Below are 14,612 nucleotides of genomic sequence, written 5' to 3'. Positions count from 1 at the left end.
ACTGACGATACCGCAAGGTATTTCAACAGTTCCTGCCGAAGCTTTCAATGAATGTGGCTTCAATGGTACGCTAACCCTGCATGATGGAACTACAAACATAGGCCGCACAGCTTTTAACAACTGTCACTTCAAGGGTGAATTGCGTCTACCCAGAAATCTGAAGGCAATCGCTGACCATGCCTTCTGCAACAATGATTTCTCCGGTGAACTGAAGTTGCCATCAGAAGTCACACATATTGGCAATTCCGCATTCGCCAACAACTGGCGCATCACAGGCATACTTAATCTCCCGGATGGTATTGAGAGCATCGGTGAAGATGCGTTCACAGGTTGCAAGATGCTTGAGGGTGTCATATTTCCTGAGTCTATGGAGACGATACGCCAGAGAGCATTCAACAACTGTTTCGGCATCGGTTCGATAGAATGCCGTGGCACTATGCCGCCCCGTATAGAAAGCGGTGCTTTTGATGGGGTTTCAAAGGAAAATTTCACCGTTGAGGTTCCGTCTTCCGCCGTAGCACATTATCAGGCGGCTCAGGGCTGGTGCGACTTCAAGCGCATCGCCGCCCACCACGAACTGACATGTAGCCCCTCTGTAGCTTGCGCCCTCAGTACGGAGCATAAGCAGACCATCACCGTCAATGCCGAGGGCGAATGGGAGGTGGCAAGCAAGCCAGACTGGTGTGAGGTGTCGCCAATGAGCGGCAACAAGAAGACTAATGTTACAATCACCATCAAGGCAACGGCGAAAAACTCCGGCAGCAAGCGCGACGGAAAGGTGGTGTTCCGGTTGAAAGACAAGGACTACACCCATGAATGCAGCGTTTCGCAGTATGGCTACCAGTATGGCGAGGACGAATGGGTGACGCTGCAGAAGGCGACACGCGGCAATCGTGGTGGCATCAACATCGTACTGCTTGGCGACGGTTATGACGCCAACGAAATTGCCTCTGGCGAATATCTGAAAGTGATGAATCAGGAGATGGAATATTTCTTCGGTATAGAGCCATACAAAACCTACCGCCAGTATTTCAACGTCTACACCGCCATGCCGCTGTCTACGGAGTCGGGCATCGGTTCGGTGAATACCATCCGCTACAACCGTTTTGGCACCACCTTTACGGGAGGCTCCGGACTGAAAGCCGAATACGACGAGATATTCTCTTACGCCCTGGGAGCACCCACCGTTACGAAAGACAACCTCTGTCAGACTCTCATCATCGTAGTGCCCAACTCCACCGACTATGGCGGCATAACGCAGATGTGGGCAGATGGGTCGGCAATCTCCTTCTGTCCGCTCAGCACCTACGGCTATCCTCTCGACTCCCGTGGCGTGGTGCAGCATGAGGCAGGCGGTCATGGCTTCGGAAAACTCGGTGAGGAAGCCATCTGTCACAACGCCTTCATCGACGCTTGCGGATGCAGCTGCTGCGGCCACGTAGACGAACTGAACACCGCCAAGAGCTATGGATGGTATGACAACCTCTCGCTGTCGGGCAAGATACATGGAGTGGGGTGGAGCCATCTCATAAGCGACAGCCGCTACAGTGATATCGTTGACGTGTATGAAGGCGGTTTCATGCACTCCCGCGGTGTCTACCGTTCGGAGCAGAACTCATGTATGAACAACGACATACCATATTACAACACGATAAGCCGCGAGAGCATCGTGAAGAGGATAAAGCGATATGCCGGAGAGACATTCTCGTTTGAAGATTTCGTGAAGCACGACAAGCGTGACGTCGGTGTGGCGCAAAGTCCAGCCAGGGTTTCGGCATGGGGTAGGGCATCGCAGCGGTCTGCCACCACCTATCAGCACAGCCCCGTGATACGCAGGGGCAGTCCGCTGCGTATGGCGAAGGTGAGAAGACACAGATAATGACCATTGGATACAATTTAGATTAGAAGATGAAGATACATACTATTATATATATGGCATTGGTGCTGACCGTAGCCGGGGTGACATCGTGCAGCCAGGACATCCTGCCTACGGATGAGCCGACAGATGCAGAAAACATGAAGATGAAGCTGGTGATGAGCCATCCCGCCCAGAAGGTGGATGCTGCGGCAACGGATTTTGAGGAAGGCGACAAGGTGGGCATCTTCGTGACACAGGCAGACAAGCCACTGCAGCTGGGTGGCAACGTGGTGAACAACGAGGCAATGACATTCAGCGGCAACGGGTGGACGGCAGCCAGAACACTGTATTGGGACGATGGCACATACAATGTGTATGCCTACTATCCATATATCAACAGTCTGAGCAGCATCGAAGACCAGCCGTTCAGCGTCAGTCTCGACCAGACCACGGAGAAGACATCCACAGCCCCCGGTGGTTATGAGGCGAGCGACCTGCTCCATGCCTCATGTAAGGGCGTGGCGGCATCCGACGAACCGGTGAACCTCATCTTCAGACATATCATGAGCAAACTCACGATAAGGCTGATAAAAGGTGAGGACTTTGAGGGCGAGATGCCAGTAAACGCCACCGTATATGTGCATAACACCGTGCCGGAGGCAACGATAGACCTTCAGGCAGGGGTGGCAACACGCAATGCGAAGGCTGTAAGGCAGACTATCACTGCACATCACGACGGCGACTACCTGTATTCTGCCATCATCGTGCCGCAGCGCATAGAGAACCGCATGCCGCTCATCGAAGTCGTCATGCACAACATGAGTTATCTGTATGAAAGCAAGTTCCAGTTCAAACCCGGCATGGAGCATCTCGTGAACCTGATTATCCCCAACAATCCCGACAATATAAGAATAGAGATAGGTGGGGACATAAAGGAATGGCAATAAAACACCTTATACCGTAAATGAAGAAGACTATCAGCATATTGTCCGCCTTTGCCATCTTGCTCTGTCTGTGGCTCGTGGCGTTGTGGCTGCCTGCTCTCACTGATGAAGGCAAGCCACAGAGCGAGACGAGGTATGGCGTGAGCGAGGGACTGGAATTGGTGGAACAGACATTTGCCGGAAAGGAAAAGAAATATGTCGTTGAGGACGACAGGGGAAACGTGGTGTTTGCAGTGCCCCTGCGTGGCTGCATCATCGATACCCGCTATCGCGGCGGCAGGCTCCGTTTCAGAGAAGAGGGCTCCAGGCGCGAAGGGTATATCGACCGCCAGGGCATCGTGACCTTCTTTGACGAGGGTAAGGCGAGTATCCCGGAACAGGTTGCCACAGGAACTACGGCACGGTTTGCCACCTCCGACGAGGCTTCTGCCCGACAGGAGTATGGCGAGGCATCCGGATCTTTGTCCGGCGGAGGTGCTTCAAAGCCGTCGGGAGCAGGGCGGAGAAGCCTGTCTATATCACAAGTGCCACTGAAGACCATAGCGAAAGATCATGCGTTCTTCAAGGAGGCATCGAAGATATTGCAGGGCAAGTTGACGGAGCAGGATGCCAAGCGGCGCCACACGATACTCAACTACTGTGAGCATCTGCGCTCTGCATACACTACAAAAGACATTGATTTCCTGCGCCAGGTGTTCAGCGACAAGGCACTGATTATCGTGGGCAATGTGGTGAAGACAGCCACGACAGACGGCAAGTGTATAGCAGAACCACGGGTGAGCTACGCCATCCACTCCAAGCAGCAATATATGGCACGCCTCACCAAGGTGTTTGCCTCAAACAGTAAGATTGACGTTAAGTTCTCCGGTTTCCGCATCCTTCGCCATCCCACGATGGACGGCATATATGGCGTAACGCTGCGGCAGCGCTACAGCAGCGACCGCTACAGCGACGACGGGTATCTGTTCCTGTTGTGGGACTTCACAGACAAGTCGATGCCCGTGATTCATGTCCGCACCTGGCAGCCGGCATCCAGTGTTGCCGATGGTGCTGACGTGATAAGCATACAGGATTTCAATCTGCAGTGACAAATGCGTCAGCAGAAATCCAGGACTATGAATATCCTCCCCAAATGGTTTGCTTACCGATTCGGGATAAAGAAGAATAATATAACGAGTTCACTATATATAATATATGAAAAGAACATCATCCTTTGGCAATGCCGGCAGACTGCTCTTTGTCGTCTGCTTATGGCTGCTTAGTGCAGGCAGTGCGCTCTCACAAGAATTCTCGGTGAGCAGTTTCCGTATCCTGCCCAACGACGTGAGTGCCTTTGTTAACAGCGTGCGCGACCTCAATGATGAGGCTTGTGCCCTGGTGAAGGTTGAGGCTCCGGCTGACTTTGCCTTTTCCACACCTTTGGGCATAGTGAAGCGCAAGGACGAGGTGGGCGAGATATGGCTTTATCTGCCGAAGGGAACCAAGATGATAACGCTGAAGCATCCGGATTGGGGCGTGCTTCGCGACTATAAGTTGGGGATGGCATTGGAGAGCCGCATGACTTATGAGATGAAACTGACTCTGCCGAAGCCCGCCGTTACGGAGCGCCACGACACCATCGTGCAGGTGAGGACAGTAGTAGATACCGTCACCGTGGCCAAGACCAGACCCAGATTGCCCTTGTGCCTATATGCCCTTGCCACCGTCAGCGCCCACGACAACGGACCTTCGTATGGAGTCTTCTTTGCCATGATGCGTCGCCATGGATTCTTTGTTCATGCCAGCACCGATTTCAGTAGTATAGGCACCACTCGCGGCAGTTGCTCAAAAGACGGCAGCATAGGTGGAGCAGCAGAGAAACCATATTATTCCGGCAATACAGCCAAAAGCCATTACACCGTGACCGCCGGAGCAGTACACCGTCTGACCAGGCACCTGTCTCTCTTCGAGGGCATTGGATATGGTCGCAGTGCCGTGGCATGGCAGTTGGCAGAGAGCGAGGGCGGTGGATATATGCAGAACAACGGACTTACCCATAAGGGAGTGGCAGGCGAGGCTGGTGCTCTCCTGTCGTTCGGTCGCATCGCCGTGTCGGCATCTGCCGTCACCATTGCCGGGAAGCAATGGCAGGGAAGTCTTGGTGTGGGTATAAAACTATGGAGGGATAAGAATGAGAAATGACAAATGCATACCAATAATATGGCGTAACGCCCGTCATATATCCTTGTGGCGAATTGCCAGTCAGCAGCTGTCGGCTTTTTGTTGCATGCTGCTTGTCGCTTGCCTCTTCTCGTGTGCCAGCGACAAACCCGACTATCTGGAGCCGCACATCGCCACGCTGCCAGCCACAGAAATCACACGTACGGAAGCCACGCTTAATGGTTCTGCCATGGTAGAAGGCGAGACGGAGATGCCGCAGCTGTGTTTCAGATACGGCATGGCGGAGGAGATGAGTCAGACGATACCGGCTGCCGGCGGCAACACCCCGTCGGCTACGGCACGCATCACAGGACTCATCCCTGCCACCACTTATTATTATATGCTTGAGGGCTACAACGGAAGGACGACAGTAAGGGGAAACACGCTGACCTTCACCACTCTGCCCAACGAGAAGCCATCGGTGAGCGAGGCAAGCATCGTCAGCCACGGACCGATGAGCGTGATTGTCAGTTATGAGATAACCGACGATGGCGGAGAGACAATAACGGAGACCGGATGCCTGTATGCCCTTTCCTCTGCTGCCGATGACAGACAGAGAGTACAGCTCACAGACTGTCAGAAAGGCAAGGGACGGCAGACTCTCTTGATTTCCGACCTCAATCGTAATGCCACGTATCTGATATGGCCATACGCCAAGAGCCGGATGGGCGAAACCATAGGAACACCGATAACATTCACCACCGGTGATGCCGTAATGCTCGGTGAGGCGGGACAGCTGCGCTCGTTGTTGGGCAAGGGACTGTATACCTATACCAGACTCTCAATAGCGGGATCTTTGAATGGCGACGACCTGCGTTGCCTGAGAGAGATGATGGGCCGTGGACTTGATGATGCGGCGACGGCAGGCAGACTTTCTGATGCAGACCTGACGGACGCCAGGATAGTTGCAGGAGGCGACCCCTACGACGGTTCGAGATATGCCTCAGACAATGTCGTGGGACAAGGGTTGTTCGCCGGTTGTGAAAGTCTGGTGAAGATAGCCTTGCCTACTGGCACTACAACGATAGAGAAGGATGCCTTTGCCCGTTGCACAGCTCTCGAAGACATAAGCATACCGGCATCGGCAGCATCCGTATTGCCGTCAAGCGGCTGTTCGGCATTGCGGGGCATCAGTGTGTCGGGAGCCAACACCCATTATATCGGCAAGGACGGTGTGCTGCTCAATGCCGATGCCACACGCATCGTATGGTTCCCGATGGGCAAGAGCGGAAGCTATACATTGCCGCCTACTGTCACATCCATCGGCAACTACGCCTTCAGGGAGTGCAGCATAGAGACATTCACGTTTCCGGACAACATCACCACGCTTGGTACCGGCGTCTTCATTGACAGCAAGGTGAAGGAGGTGAAAATGCCGGGCGGTCTGCGCTTGGTGCCTACGGCAACCTTCCAGGGCTGCAAGCAGCTCCGTGTGGTGCGCCTTGGCAGCAAGACGGAGATGATTTCCGACTATGCCTTCTCCGACTGTCCGCTCACCGACATATATGTGGATGCCCAACTGCCGCCTGTATGCAATGCCAAGACTTTTGCTACCGAAGGAACGGGCATCTTTGGAACCTGCCGTGTGCATGTGCCCAAGGGAAGGGTGAACATCTACAAGGCGAGCGACGGTTGGAAATTATTCAAGAACATCATTACAGACTGATTATGACGACACCAGAAATAGAAGAACTGAAACTGCTCATTGAGGAGAAATACGGAAAGTCTCTGAGTACGACGACCGACTTTGAAGAGTTTTCACTGTATCTTAGAAAGAAGGCTGGAAAGAATATTTCGGCATCCACCATGAAGCGCCTGTACGGATATGTGGCTGACGACCACAAGCCGAGGATTTCCACTCTCGACCTGTTGGCGCAATACGCCGGACATGCCGACTACAAGGCTTTCGTGTTTTGGCTGAAGAGCAGCACGAAATACAACTCCTCTTTCTTCATGGCAGACCAGCTGACGAGCGGAGAACTGACCGTAGGCATGGAGATAATGATAGGGTGGAGCCCCAACCGACTGATAACTCTGCGCTATACGGGAAACAGCATATATGAGGTGGTGGCATCGGCAAACAGCAAACTGCTTAGTGGCGACCGCTTCTGCACGGGATGTTTCATCAAGGGACAGCCGCTGCTGCTGCCGTATATAGACAGGAATGGCGAACATACCATGCCTTTCGTGGCTGGCCGCAACGGCGGACTCACCGTATTGAAGCTGAAAAAATAAACAGGCTGATTGCCGATATGGGATTATTACATTATGCAAGACGATTCAAAACAAATAACCGACGCTGCAGGTTCTCAGGACTGCGACTACACATCAGGCTTCACCGAGTCGATAGACAAGGAGATGGCTGCCGACCCTATGCCAGAAGAGAAGGGATTTGGCAACATCCAGGAGTGTTATGTTTCAAATTCCGGACCTACACGCCTGTTTGCAGCCACGAGGTATGGCAAACGCTACATGCTGAAATGTCTGAAAGAGGATTTCCTCCTCACTCCCATATATCAGCAGGCGATAGTGAAAGAGTTTGAAATCGGTCTGCAACTCGAACATCCGTACATCTGCCGCACCTTTGCCATGGAGCGCTTTGCCGGCATGGGCTATACCATTGTGATGGAACAGGTGGACGGCGACACGCTGCAGACGCTGATAGATGAAAAGAGACTCTCCTCAGAACTTGCCTTCAGAATAGTGTCGCAGATGATTGACGCATTGGATTATATGCACAGCAAGCAGATTGTACACCGCGACATAAAACCGGCGAACATCATGGTGACACACATGGGGAAGAACGTGAAGATAATAGACTTCGGACTTTCCGACAGCGACCTCTTCGGAGTGTTGAAGATGCCGGCAGGCACTTACAGATACCTTGCCCCGGAGCAGCTTCTGGAGGGTGCCGTAGCCGAACCCGGGGCTGACATATATTCTCTCGGTATGGTGATGGAGGATATGGCAGTGGTTGCGGGCAGCAAGAAACTGCGCAGGATGTCGCGGATATGCACAGTGAAGGATGCCTCGCTGCGCCCCGACAGTATAGAAGCCTTGCGCAATCGCTTCATGAGGAGTCAACGTGACCTCCGCCTCATCTCCTTCCTCATTGCCCTCGTGGCAGCGCTTGTCTGCATACTCGCAGTATCGCTCTTCATCCGCAGCCAAGATGCTGATAAAGAGAATGACACTGTAAGTCAGCCAAGCGGCTGCAAGGCAAACCGCCAGGATGACAACAGTGTCGTCGACTATAATCTATGGGACAGGTGATAAGGATTACCCAAAATCGTTCATTAGGGCGTTAGGCGTTTATTCCCCGTTGAGACACTCTCCCGTTTCGTAGCTCTTCGTCATATCTTTCAATATTGCAATCATCTTCTGCCGCAGGTTTTCCGGCTTCAATACCATGATGTTGCGTCCGTGCCACAGCAGTTCCTGCAGGAAGTCGCGGGTGGGGCGCACACGGAGCGTGTATTCACGATACGCACCGTCGGCATACTCGCCGACCTTCTCCTGACTGTCGTGCAGCGGCACCTCCTCTATATAGTTGTATTCGGGGTAGAATACACGTATGCGCACCTTCTCTATAGGTTCCTCCTCCATACGCATGATGCCGAAACAACCGTCGAAGTAGTTTTCGGGGTTGAGCTGCCGCTTTATCTTTGCCGGCAGAGGATGTTTCTTGCATACTGTCTCCATGAAGGTTATGCGGTCGAACGGCAGACAGCGCACCTCTTCTTTCTCGTTCACTCCAATGACATACCAGCGCTGCTTGAATAACCTCACGAAAGCAGGCAACAAGGCAAAGTCCTTCTCCACGCCGAATGGCGTGGCGTAGTGGAATTTTAGCAGATACTGCTTGTCTATAGCAGAGAGTATGTCTTCGAGGTATTCGGAGTTGTGGGGTGGTGACTCGAGCATCACCTTGTTGTGGTATTGCAGCATGTCGTGCAGCGATGCCAGTCGCAAGGCACTGAGCATCCACTCCGTTATCTCGTCACACTCCACGGGGTCTTTCTTCAAGTAATAGCGATAGCCGTCAGCCTTGCCGCCACATTCCACCATGATGCCAAGCTGCGACTCTATACACTTGCGGTAGCGGTGGAACGTGCGCAGCGGCAGCTCCTCCCTGTAAACATTAGCCGTAGCATCCATCCAGGCATCGGCAATCTCAGCAAATGTCATGGGCCGGCGACTAAGCTGCGTTATCAGCCAGCTATAGAATTTCACTCTGTTGTTCATATAGTCTCCTTTATCCCAAGAATTCCGTTATCACCCTGTGCCAGTAGTCCCACGAATAGCCCACCGACGGATGGTTCACAGCCATCACCTTCACCCGTCTGCCGCTTGCCAGGGTATAAGTCCCTGTTGCCACGCTATAGCCGTCCACGATGATGTCCCTGCCGTCGGTCCAGCGCTCGCCGGGAAGCTTGTCCCACAGGCGGTTGCCCCATGCGATGAGATATTCTGGCTGGTATTTTTCCATCATGCAGAACAGTGCCTCGCCGGCTTGGCGGTATTGCGCAGAAGTACCAGCCTCACGCGGACCTCCCATTGCCACTTGCAGATAGTTGTAGAACACCACCGACTGCCATATCCTCTGTCTCAATGCCTGGTCGGTCTCCCTGCCCACGAGCGAGCGCTCGAACTTCAGCAGCGTCTGCATCCATCTCTGCCGCTCCACTCTGTCGTCGAGATATTGCTTCACTACACCATTGGTGAACTCCATACACTCCCGATGACGAAGGCAGTCGCCGCAGTCGGCGCAGCCCTCATCACAGTAATGGCTCTCGCCAAGCACCATTATGCGCTTGCCGAAGAGTCCTCCGTCGGCGTATGACGAGCCGACGAAGGGACGAAAGAATAATCCGTCGTTCATATATTATTGTTTTTCAGTGTTGTTCATTTTTTCATCCAATGTCTTCCAGATCTCCTTATAGATGTATTTGTTAGAACTGAAAAACAAACCGGAAGAAGGTCGGGTGTGCCAGCTGCCGCATTCAGGGCATTTTACCGGGGCGGTGAACGCCGTGGCGCAATACTCAAAGTCCATTCCCTTGAATTTATGTCCGCAGTTATCGCAGACAAATTTTGTCATTCCTCTAAACATAAGCTATTCCTTTCGTGTTTGGACTATTGCCCCCAATCGCCCCCGTCTGCTTGTGGATATTGCATTCCTGATGACCGATTCTGGTTTGGCAGGACAAAGGTATTGATAAGTTGCGACCCCTACAAGTTCATAATGGTTCATGGATTGCAGATACACTTCAATTTCTCTGTCTTCCCTATAGTCGTCATGTTATTATTTTTGTTTTACGGTTGCAAAGATACTACGAAGCTGTGCCAAATAGTGGCATGGTAGATAAAAAAGAAACTTTGTTCCCGAATTTATCTTGTATAAAAGATAAAACCACTGAAAATCTCGTTTTTGTCTTTTATAATGGATAAACAAGAGCCGATTACATATCCTCCATAGACAGACCCTTATACTCTATGTTGTATTTCTTGAATCCTCCTGTAATCTGGAAAAAATGCTCGGCTTTTTCTTTCACAATACCGATGACAACATCCTTGGCTTGGCGTTTAACCTCATAGAAGCAAGCAGTATGTTCTATTTCGTCTACAGCTATTGCCAATATCTGTGTTCTTGTTTTCGAAACGCAGGTTTCGGAAACGTAGGTTTCGAAAATATTTGAAATAAAAGTCTATTGCCTGATATTGTCTTTTGTTTGAGTTCCTTGTCGTTAGTCTCTGACAATGTCACTTGTTGACCACTCCTAAGCAATAATAGTGGATATTTGGATTAAGGGCTGACACCTCGTGGATAAAGTGTCAGCCCTTGGAGCTGTATTTATTTTTTATAAAACCATACCACTGGGAAATGGTCGCCAATCTTTGAAAAATGGGCACGGTGCTTGCCCATGTTGGGCACGGTGCTTGCCCCAAGTGGGTAACGTGCTTGCCCCGGTTGGGCACGATTTGTACCCGTTTTGTGGATATTTAGAATGGTTAGAAGAGCCGGCTGGCCACCCATATTGCAGCCCTTACTACCAAGTAAATCAACAAACATACAATGGCTATAAGCACTGCCGTGGCAAATGCTTTCTTTCGCACTTTGCTGATAATCTCCTTATCATCCTCGATATAGCCCGTAATCAGCTTCAAGTTATCGACATACGAACGCTTGAATATATCAAACACATTACCGATAACCGGTATGGCTCCAAGCATGACATCTATCAGGATGTTGTATATGACAGCCAAGGTCAGCGGAATGGACTTCACTACACAGAGGCTATAGTATATGAACGGGAAGGCAAGCAAACTTGATATCGTGTCTCCGACACCTCCCGGAATCAGTCCGATGAGTGGATCAAGATAGTATTTATCCATATACTTTGCCGTTTTCACCATCATGCGGTAAGACGAGCGGTTCATCATCTGCTCGCGTTTAGCCTGCTTCTTTTCCACTCGCTCTTGCTCCTTGGCAAGAGCCGCATTGCGTTTGAGGTCTTCTCTCTCGAAATTCATTCCCAGATCACTCTGGGCTTGTTGTCTTCTTGAACTTTCCATTATAATTCGATTTGTTTGTTTCCGTTCATAAAATCAGTGAAGTCTTCCATGCTCAGTGAGTATCCGCTGAGGTCAGACAGCATCTCCATAGCCTGTCTGCGTTCCTCCTCGTTGTCTGCCAGATTGATACGCGTGAAGATCTTGCGCAGGTAAGCGCTCTTGTCATCAATCTTGTCCAGATACCCCTTGAAAGTCTTCGTATATTGTCTCAACTGTTCGTCGTATGCGGCAGCCGCAATCCTTCCGTTCAGCTGCTGAAGCTTGAGTCTCGCCACACTGTCAAACAGGGCGATGCCTTGCTGCAACGTCTTTTCAGCCTTTGCCTCCACCATATCCAGCTCCTCGTCGGTATATGCCGGTGTCTTGGCTTTTTGCTGAGGTTGGGTGCCTTGCAGTTTCTTGTTGTTCTCGCCAGCCAGCTCCGCAACATCATCAAGCAGACGGTTTGTCATGCGTCGGTCTACATGCAGATTGTCTGCCAATACATTCGTAAACTCCGTCAGGTTCTCCTCGATGTCAGCCGGCAGCTTGGTGGTTTCCTTAAAGTCAGAAATCTCCACAGTGCGGAGCAGTTTTTCGTCGAGTTTGCTCTCGGCAATCTCCCGTCCCAGCTTCAGCATCGCCACCACATCTCTGAGATACTTCAGAGTCTTGATCTTCAGGTTGTCGGAGCTGACAATCCTGCTCCTTATATCTCTCGACACGGCATCCAGCCTTCCTGACAGTCTTGAATGCTCGCTCTTCACCATATCCACCGCTTCCTGATGCGACAGAAGCTCCTCCTTGTCGAGCTTCAGGTCCACCAGCATGTTGTCATACTCCCTGATAAGCGGAGCGCAAGCGGCATCCCATTCAGAATAATTGCGGTAGTAGTTGCGGTTGGCGTTGCCGAATGTCAGCCAGTTCACCAGAAAGAAAGGCTTCGAAGGTTTGCGGCTTTTGGCTTTCTGATAGCTTGGCCGTTTGGATTCCAGCATGGTGGTGAGTTCTGCTACCATCGATTTATAGACATCGATGTTCTGCAGATGGTCGTTCATCTCCACTTCGATGGATTTTATTTGCCTGAGCAAAGCCTGACGCTCCTCCTCGAGCGGCCTCACGTTGGCGTCTCCATACAGCGTGTCTGTCATCGACTTGAAATCGGAATCCATCAATCTGGATGCAAAACGCAGATATACATTCGCCTTCGGTATCACGATATCGTTGAGCGTCTTGTATATCACGAGCAGTCGTGACATGTCAGCCTTTATGCGAGTGGCGTCGTGCTTCACGCTGGTCTGCATCACCTGCAGGTCGCCGCGCAGCTGGTTGGTCTCTTCGCTCGCAACCATATAGTGGTTGAGCATTCCAAGTCCAGCCATGGCGAGTCCCAGTGTCTTGTTGCTGTTTGCAGTAGATTTGTAAGCGTTCATGGATTCTTGCAGCGAGGTGCGGAAACTCTCTGAAATCCTGGTAATCAGAAAGCCGCATTTCTCCTGAATCCTGTTGTATTCCAACTCGATTTCCTTGAGCATATTGTCCACATCAAGCCATTCAATCCGGTTGAAGTCGAACAGTTCTGGCGACACCATCTTGATAGAGTCGCCATAGATGTCGATGAGTCTCATGGCGTATTCGCGGTAAGTGGCTTCAATGTCGCTGCGCAGCGAAGTGAAGTCGCTGATGTTGTCGCGCACGTTGTCTTCGGCATATCTGTAAGCCTCTACCAGCTTCGTGTATCTGTCGAATATGGCAGACGCCTTGCTCCTCACCTCTTTGGCTCCACTCGTGCCGGTCAGCACATCTGTCATTTTTGATGCCCCCTGAACCATGGCTGTATCAAGGTTGAGCAACACCATGTGCTGCAATGTGTCGAAAGAGTTTGCCGTAACCTGCAGTTCGTTCTCTGCAATCGCCAGGGCATCGTCCATACGTCCCTGTTCAAGACAGTTGTTCAACTTGTAGTCAGCAACGAGTGTAGTGCGTGAATTGTTGGTCACGAAAGCGATGCTGATGTTACTGTCGTTTTTGTAGAAGCTATAGGCTCCAAATACCAGACTTTCCACTTCAGAAGAGTCGCTCTTTACGCCATACTTCTTCAGCTCAAATGCCAAGTCTGCCCTCAGAAAAGTCTTGTTGTCTCTGCACAGCTCGTCGGCAATCGACTTTATCACTTTGTAGATTTCTTGATTTCCCATATCTGTTTGGATTTAGACCATTTACCCCAATAACGGTCATTATGCCCTCTGATGCAGTGCAGTTTATAACTACTTGTCCTAATGACCGGTTCTGGCTTTCGAAAGACAAAGGTATTGATAAGTTGCGAACTCTACAAGTCCATAATGGTTCAATGGTTGCAACCGACTTCCTTATTCTTCATCTTTCGTATAGTCGTTATATTATTATTGTACTTTACGGGTGCAAAGTTACTGCGTTGCTATGCCAAATAGTGACATTGCTGGAAAAATAATTACCCCATGTTTCGAATGTTTATGATATGTTGTCGGTAGACGAATAGACAAGTAAACGAGCCGATATGCATTATTTGTCGGAATTGAGCAAGAAAGGTATGGATTATTTGTCGGAATTGAGCAAAAACAGTAGGGTTTATTTGTCGGAATAAAGCAAAATCTTTATCTTTGTGCTTGATAATCAAGTACTTTTCGTTATGCAGGAATATATTCAGAGAAACATAGACGTAGAACTGTTGGAATGGAAGAATAATCCGATGAGGAGACCACTTCTGCTTAGAGGTGCCCGACAAGTAGGTAAATCGTCGGCAGTAAGACATTTTGGAAAAGAATTCAAGTATTTCGCTGAGGTAAACTTTGAACGTCACAAAGCCGTCAAGACATTTTTCCAGGGAGATATAGACATACGCTTGATTGCGCAAAAGATAGCAAAATATATCAATGTCACAATAGAAGAGGGCGAAACTCTTCTGTTTCTTGACGAGATACAGGAGTGTCCGGAAGCCATCATGGCATTGCGCTTTTTCAAAGAAGACTACCCAGGGTTGCATGTCATTGCGGCTGGTTCCCTTCTGGAGTTCACGC

At 50.7% G+C, this 14,612-nt stretch carries 13 protein-coding genes; 8 read left to right on the top strand and 5 right to left on the bottom strand.

Annotated features, from left to right (window positions below; all coding sequences use genetic code 11):
• The 7 genes from QVO99_RS05230 to QVO99_RS05200 all read left to right on the top strand — a co-directional run.
• Positions 1–1,879: leucine-rich repeat protein (locus QVO99_RS05230; protein ID WP_288176979.1), on the top strand; the 1,879-nt coding region annotated here is incomplete at its 5' end.
• A 29-nt stretch (positions 1,880–1,908) separates the two neighbouring features.
• On the top strand, positions 1,909–2,805 hold the full coding sequence (locus QVO99_RS05225; protein ID WP_022316548.1) for a fimbrillin family protein: 897 nt from the start codon (positions 1,909–1,911) through the stop codon (positions 2,803–2,805).
• Between the two features lie 17 nt (positions 2,806–2,822).
• Positions 2,823–3,890, top strand: coding sequence for a L,D-transpeptidase Cds6 family protein (locus tag QVO99_RS05220; protein WP_022316547.1), 1,068 nt, complete (start codon positions 2,823–2,825; stop codon positions 3,888–3,890).
• A 106-nt stretch (positions 3,891–3,996) separates the two neighbouring features.
• On the top strand, positions 3,997–4,983 hold the full coding sequence (locus QVO99_RS05215; protein ID WP_022316546.1) for a hypothetical protein: 987 nt from the start codon (positions 3,997–3,999) through the stop codon (positions 4,981–4,983).
• Positions 4,973–6,667: a leucine-rich repeat domain-containing protein gene (locus QVO99_RS05210; protein WP_022316545.1), complete on the top strand. Its 1,695-nt coding sequence runs from the start codon at positions 4,973–4,975 to the stop codon at positions 6,665–6,667. Before QVO99_RS05215 ends, QVO99_RS05210 begins: the two co-directional genes overlap by 11 nt.
• A 2-nt stretch (positions 6,668–6,669) precedes the next feature.
• Positions 6,670–7,236, top strand: coding sequence for a hypothetical protein (locus QVO99_RS05205; RefSeq protein WP_022316544.1), 567 nt, complete (start codon positions 6,670–6,672; stop codon positions 7,234–7,236).
• Between the two features lie 33 nt (positions 7,237–7,269).
• Entirely contained in the window at positions 7,270–8,274 is a 1,005-nt protein-coding gene (locus tag QVO99_RS05200) for a serine/threonine protein kinase (protein ID WP_288176978.1), read from the top strand.
• A gap of 39 nt (positions 8,275–8,313) precedes the next feature.
• Here QVO99_RS05200 and QVO99_RS05195 read toward each other — a convergent pair whose 3' ends face one another.
• The 5 genes from QVO99_RS05195 to QVO99_RS05175 form a co-directional block, all read right to left on the bottom strand.
• Positions 8,314–9,246, bottom strand: a complete 933-nt coding sequence (locus QVO99_RS05195; protein WP_022316542.1) for a helix-turn-helix transcriptional regulator — start codon at positions 9,244–9,246, stop codon at positions 8,314–8,316.
• A 10-nt stretch (positions 9,247–9,256) separates the two neighbouring features.
• Complete coding sequence (locus tag QVO99_RS05190) at positions 9,257–9,883, bottom strand: hypothetical protein (protein WP_022316541.1); 627 nt, start codon at positions 9,881–9,883, stop codon at positions 9,257–9,259.
• A 580-nt stretch (positions 9,884–10,463) separates the two neighbouring features.
• Complete coding sequence (locus QVO99_RS05185) at positions 10,464–10,640, bottom strand: hypothetical protein (RefSeq protein ID WP_288176977.1); 177 nt, start codon at positions 10,638–10,640, stop codon at positions 10,464–10,466.
• Between the two features lie 373 nt (positions 10,641–11,013).
• A complete protein-coding gene (locus tag QVO99_RS05180) occupies positions 11,014–11,577 on the bottom strand; it encodes a DUF4112 domain-containing protein (RefSeq protein WP_022316537.1) in 564 nt (187 codons plus the stop codon).
• A complete protein-coding gene (locus QVO99_RS05175; RefSeq protein ID WP_022316536.1) occupies positions 11,577–13,754 on the bottom strand; it encodes a hypothetical protein in 2,178 nt (725 codons plus the stop codon). Before QVO99_RS05175 ends, QVO99_RS05180 begins: the two co-directional genes overlap by 1 nt.
• Before the next feature lie 470 nt (positions 13,755–14,224).
• Here QVO99_RS05175 and QVO99_RS05170 point away from each other — a divergent pair.
• Positions 14,225–14,612 (top strand): AAA family ATPase (locus tag QVO99_RS05170; protein WP_288176976.1); only part of this gene is annotated, 388 nt, incomplete at its 3' end.

The sequence above is a fragment of the Prevotella sp. CAG:592 genome (assembly GCF_000436015.1).
GTDB lineage: Bacteria > Bacteroidota > Bacteroidia > Bacteroidales > Bacteroidaceae > Prevotella > Prevotella pectinovora.
This window is presented reverse-complemented; position numbering and strand designations above follow the sequence as displayed.

Bases quoted from the DNA above. Each gene is read 5' to 3' on its own strand.
- QVO99_RS05190 (WP_022316541.1), bottom strand. From the start codon at position 9,883: ATGAACGACGGATTATTCTTTCGTCCCTTCGTCGGCTCGTCATACGCC.
- QVO99_RS05175 (WP_022316536.1), bottom strand. From the start codon at position 13,754: ATGGGAAATCAAGAAATCTACAAAGTGATAAAGTCGATTGCCGACGAG.
- QVO99_RS05180 (WP_022316537.1), bottom strand. From the start codon at position 11,577: ATGGAAAGTTCAAGAAGACAACAAGCCCAGAGTGATCTGGGAATGAAT.
- QVO99_RS05215 (WP_022316546.1), top strand. From the start codon at position 3,997: ATGAAAAGAACATCATCCTTTGGCAATGCCGGCAGACTGCTCTTTGTC.
- QVO99_RS05200 (WP_288176978.1), top strand. From the start codon at position 7,270: ATGCAAGACGATTCAAAACAAATAACCGACGCTGCAGGTTCTCAGGAC.
- QVO99_RS05205 (WP_022316544.1), top strand. From the start codon at position 6,670: ATGACGACACCAGAAATAGAAGAACTGAAACTGCTCATTGAGGAGAAA.
- QVO99_RS05195 (WP_022316542.1), bottom strand. From the start codon at position 9,246: ATGAACAACAGAGTGAAATTCTATAGCTGGCTGATAACGCAGCTTAGT.
- QVO99_RS05220 (WP_022316547.1), top strand. From the start codon at position 2,823: ATGAAGAAGACTATCAGCATATTGTCCGCCTTTGCCATCTTGCTCTGT.
- QVO99_RS05210 (WP_022316545.1), top strand. From the start codon at position 4,973: ATGAGAAATGACAAATGCATACCAATAATATGGCGTAACGCCCGTCAT.
- QVO99_RS05225 (WP_022316548.1), top strand. From the start codon at position 1,909: ATGAAGATACATACTATTATATATATGGCATTGGTGCTGACCGTAGCC.